General features: G+C 60.1%; 5 protein-coding genes and 1 pseudogene. All 6 read right to left on the reverse strand.

The annotated features are described in order from the left end of the window. A partial coding sequence (locus EN932_RS31000; protein ID WP_206618980.1) for a type VI secretion system baseplate subunit TssF occupies positions 1 to 484 on the reverse strand: 484 nt, incomplete at its 3' end. A 1-nt stretch (position 485) separates the two neighbouring features. Then, a complete protein-coding gene (gene tssE / locus EN932_RS31005) occupies positions 486 to 1,241 on the reverse strand; it encodes a type VI secretion system baseplate subunit TssE (protein ID WP_128338190.1) in 756 nt (251 codons plus the stop codon). Further along, positions 1,228 to 1,686: an Hcp family type VI secretion system effector gene (locus EN932_RS31010; protein WP_013525307.1), complete on the reverse strand. Its 459-nt coding sequence runs from the start codon at positions 1,684 to 1,686 to the stop codon at positions 1,228 to 1,230. Before EN932_RS31010 ends, tssE begins: the two co-directional genes overlap by 14 nt. A gap of 46 nt (positions 1,687 to 1,732) precedes the next feature. Next, the gene (gene tssC / locus EN932_RS31015; RefSeq protein ID WP_024504477.1) at positions 1,733 to 3,238 is read right to left on the reverse strand and encodes a type VI secretion system contractile sheath large subunit; all 1,506 of its coding nucleotides are present in this window, start codon (positions 3,236 to 3,238) and stop codon (positions 1,733 to 1,735) included. A gap of 2 nt (positions 3,239 to 3,240) precedes the next feature. Beyond that, positions 3,241 to 3,780, reverse strand: coding sequence for a type VI secretion system contractile sheath small subunit (gene tssB / locus EN932_RS31020; protein ID WP_013525309.1), 540 nt, complete (start codon positions 3,778 to 3,780; stop codon positions 3,241 to 3,243). Between the two features lie 6 nt (positions 3,781 to 3,786). Beyond that, a pseudogene (locus EN932_RS39215) lies at positions 3,787 to 3,903 on the reverse strand (type VI secretion system protein TssA); the annotation flags it as partial.

Raw genomic sequence — 3,903 nt, forward strand, 5'->3', positions numbered from 1 at the left:
GTCCTATGCCGGCCATCGCCATCGCACTGCGGTCCTGAAAAAAGCTGACCGAAGTGACCGCGATCGGCCATAGAGTCATTTCCTGGGCGGTTGAGAAAATGCAGCGCGTTGACAGGCCTGGCTGCAGGCTGGAAACCAGCCGTGTGTTGCGCTTGACGACGTGGCCGGCCAGCATGGTCTGGACCTGCTGGCCGGGTTTCAGCACCGCCATCGCCGTTGCCGGCGCCGGCGTGACCAGATCGGGATAGAGAACGTCGAGCACACTGCGGGAAAATCGCGAGCGCTCGGCATCGACCTTTAGCCGGGTGCGCGCGGCCAGGAAGGCTACGCCATCGAGCAGGCGCTCGACATATGGGTCCGGACACGGCACCGTATCGAGGGAAAGGTTGCGCGCCACCGCCGGATGCATGCCTGCGAATTCCGATGCAAGAGCGCGGATATGGCTCAGTTCCTCCTCGTAATATTCGACGAAGACCCGATCCATCTCAGGCCTCCCCAATTTCGGTCCGCGCCAAACCGTTGTCGAGATTGATCGTGGTGCGCAGGCGCATGCGTTCGGGAGTCGGGGTCATGATCAGAACGGCGTCTATCTCGATCTTCAGGCCGACGGTGTTGTCGCCAAGCGTGACCGTTACCTTTGTTGCGCTTTCCTTCAGGCGGGGCTCGAAGGTCGCGAGCACCATGCGGATCTCACGTGCCAACACCTCGCGATCGAAGTCGCGCGACGAGCGGCCCGAGAAGGAGGGCACGCCGTAATTGACCACGCTGCGGCGGACCTCCGGGAAATCGGCAAGCGAAGGGGGATTGTCCGCAACCTGTTCATTTTCCAGGTCGGAAAGAAGCGGCGTCGCCTCGAAGCGCTCTGTGTTGAAGAGCGCCTCGATGTCACGCCGTACCGCTTCCCTGAGCACGCGCGCCGATACCACCACGCCACGGCTTTCGATCTCGACGCGGTGCTGGGTCTGAACGGCCAACCGATGCAGACGGCGTTTCTGATCCGGTGTCAGTACCACATCGGCGTCAATGGCACGCGTGCTGCCGGCAACGAGCGTGTCGAGACGGTCCGCGCCAAGCTCGTCGAGCAGGACATGGCGCAGCCCGTCTATTTCCGAGGTCAGGCCCGGCAGATCATTGACGAGACGATCCCAAAGCGACGGCTGGACGGCTTCGCTTTTCGCCCGCAAGCTGCCAGTGGTCTGCTGCATGCCCGCGCCGGGTCGCCGAACCTCATTTGCCGACATAGACATCCATTTCGGCTTCATCATTGCCGTCATAGACGAATTTGATCTTCTTGTAGGCGAAGCTGACCTCTTCCTGGATCAGGTCTTCCTCATCCTCGGCCTGCGACATGTCGTATTCCATGATCGAGGCGTCGGTGAGGGTAACGACCAGGTAATCCTTGGTCTCGCCATCGATGGTCCGGCGGGCCGAGAACACCACCTCATCAAGGGCCTTGTTTTCGAACAAAGCCTTTTTCAGATAGGGCGATGATTTGTCGTAGTGCTTGGTGAATTTGATCATGCCCATGGAGACGCGGCCACGGCGTGACAGCGAATTGGGATCATAAGGTGCGACCATCTTGTAGTCGACGCCATGGATTTCGATCTCGTCATCGTGGCCGTCGCGGGTGCTGGGGCCTTTGATATCGGGAACCTTCAGGAAGCCATCAATCTTCGTAGTCGGCATTGTGTTTCTCCACCGCTTTCAAAAAACCAGGTTGTCGTTGCTGCGATCAAGTTTTAACGGACGGTAGTTCCGAGACCAGTCGGAGCGACGCGTTGATGCCCTCCAGCTGGTAATGCGGGCGCAGATAGAAGCGGGCATTATAATAGCCCGGCCGCCCCTCCACGCTGTCCACCTGGACCTCGGCGGCGGCAAGCGGGCGCTTGGCGCGCGCCTTGTCGTCGGCAAAGGCCGGGTTGGCCAGCACGTATCGATTGATCCACTCGGTCAACCAGATCTGCATGTCGGCGCGCTCCTTGAACGAGCCGACCTTGTCGCGCGCGATCGCCTTGAGGTAGTGCGCAAAGCGCGAGACCGGGAACAGGTAGGGCAGGTTGGCGCTCAGCCGCTCGTTCGACTGTGCATCGGGGTCGACCAGCCGCCCCGCCCGCGTTTCGTCGTCCTGCAGCGAGTGTGCTCCGATGAAGGCCGCGAGATCGGTATTCTTCCGGTGCAGGATGGGCATCAAGCCAAGCTTGGCCAGTTCCGCCTCGCGCCGGTCGTCGATGGCGACTTCCGTGGGACATTTCATCGCGATCGAGCCATCATCGGTCGGGAAGCTATGCACCGGCAGGTTGAGCACCGTGCCACCATTCTCCACGCCGCGGATCTGCGTGCCCCAGCCGAAAAGCTTGTGACTGCGGTTGATGTTGACGCCCATCGGGAAGGCGGCGTTCATCCAGACATATTTGTTGTGATCGCCCTCCACCTCTTCCTCGAAGGTGAAACCCTTCACCGGAACGGTATCGGTGCCGTAGGGCAGCCGCGCCAGGACGCGGGGCATGGTCAGGCCGATGTAGCGAGCGTCCTCACTCTCGCGCAACGACTGCCACGAGGCATAGGCGGGGTTGGAGACGATCTGCTGCAGGTCTTGCGGGTTCGGCAGTTCCTGCCAGCTGTCCATGCGAAATAGGCGCGGCGAAGCGGCCGCGATAAACGGCGTATGCGCGGAAGCGCAGATGCCGGAGATGTTGCGCAGCAGGCCGACGTCACGTGGGTGATTGGAGAACTCGTAGGCGCCGATCACGCAGCCGATTGGTTCGCCGCCAAGCATCGAATACTCGTCTGTGTAGACTTTCTTGAAGATCGGGCTCTGGTCCCACATCTGACCTTCATAGTCTTCAAGCGTATCGGCCAGTTGCTCTTTGGAGATGTTCATCACCCGGATCTTCAGCTTCTGATCCGTCTCGGTGTTGTTGACGAGATACCACAGCCCGCGCCATGTGCCTTCCATCTCACGCACTTCCGGCGCGTGCAGGATTTCGTTGACCTGTGTCGTCAGCATCTTGTCAATGCCGGCGATCAGCGACTTGATCGATTTGATGGCATTGGACGAGATGGTCGTGGTGTCGGAACGGGACTGCGCCGCGAGCGCGAGATTGCGCACGAGCTGTTGCAGCTTCTCGCTGTCGTCCTTCTTGACCTTGAAATCTTTTTCGAGGAGTCCGCTGAATTCATCGAGGTTTATGGCTTCGGCCTCCGCGGCGACTGAGGCGGTCTTTTGCTGTTCGGCCATGATCATTCCCCAACCTTGTCGTCGTCGGCCAGCGCCTGGCTGGCAATCTTGCCAAGTAGCGGTTCGTTGTTCAGAAGCTGCGCGATGCGCTTTTCAGCATCGACACGGCCATCCATGAAGCCGAGCAATTCCTCGAGTTGGCGACGCATCTTGAGGATCTCGGCCAGTTGCGGAACTTGCTCGGCAATCTTGTCGGGGGCGAAATCACCCATCTTGGAAAATGTAAGATCGAGAGCCAGTTCCTCGTCACGCTCCTGGCCCTCGGCCTGCGGCAGCGTGTTCTTCACCCGCGCTTTGACGCGGGGGCCGAGCGCCTCCATGAATTTTGGGAAGCGGTTCGCGTCGGTCTCGACAAAGGAGCGGTCCAGCACCGACTTTGACGCTTCCTTGGTTTGCGAAGCACCGGCAAGGTCGGCCATCACGCCCATGACAAACGGCAGTTCGATCGTCGTCGGGCTGCCGTAGGTTTCCACATCGTAGGCGATCTGCACCCGCGGCGCGCGATTTCGTTCGATGACCTTGGCTTTGCTTTCGGCTGGCATGTGTTGTTACCTTTCATCCTTCTGAGCCGTCTTCTTGGCATCGGGAACGCCGGCCAGCAGCCTGAACTCCTTCAGCCCCGAAGGGGCGAGATCTTCCATCAGTTCAACGAAATCCATGTGCAC

It is taken from the genome of Mesorhizobium sp. M7A.F.Ca.US.002.01.1.1 (genome assembly GCF_004022955.1).
Lineage (GTDB): Bacteria > Pseudomonadota > Alphaproteobacteria > Rhizobiales > Rhizobiaceae > Mesorhizobium > Mesorhizobium ciceri.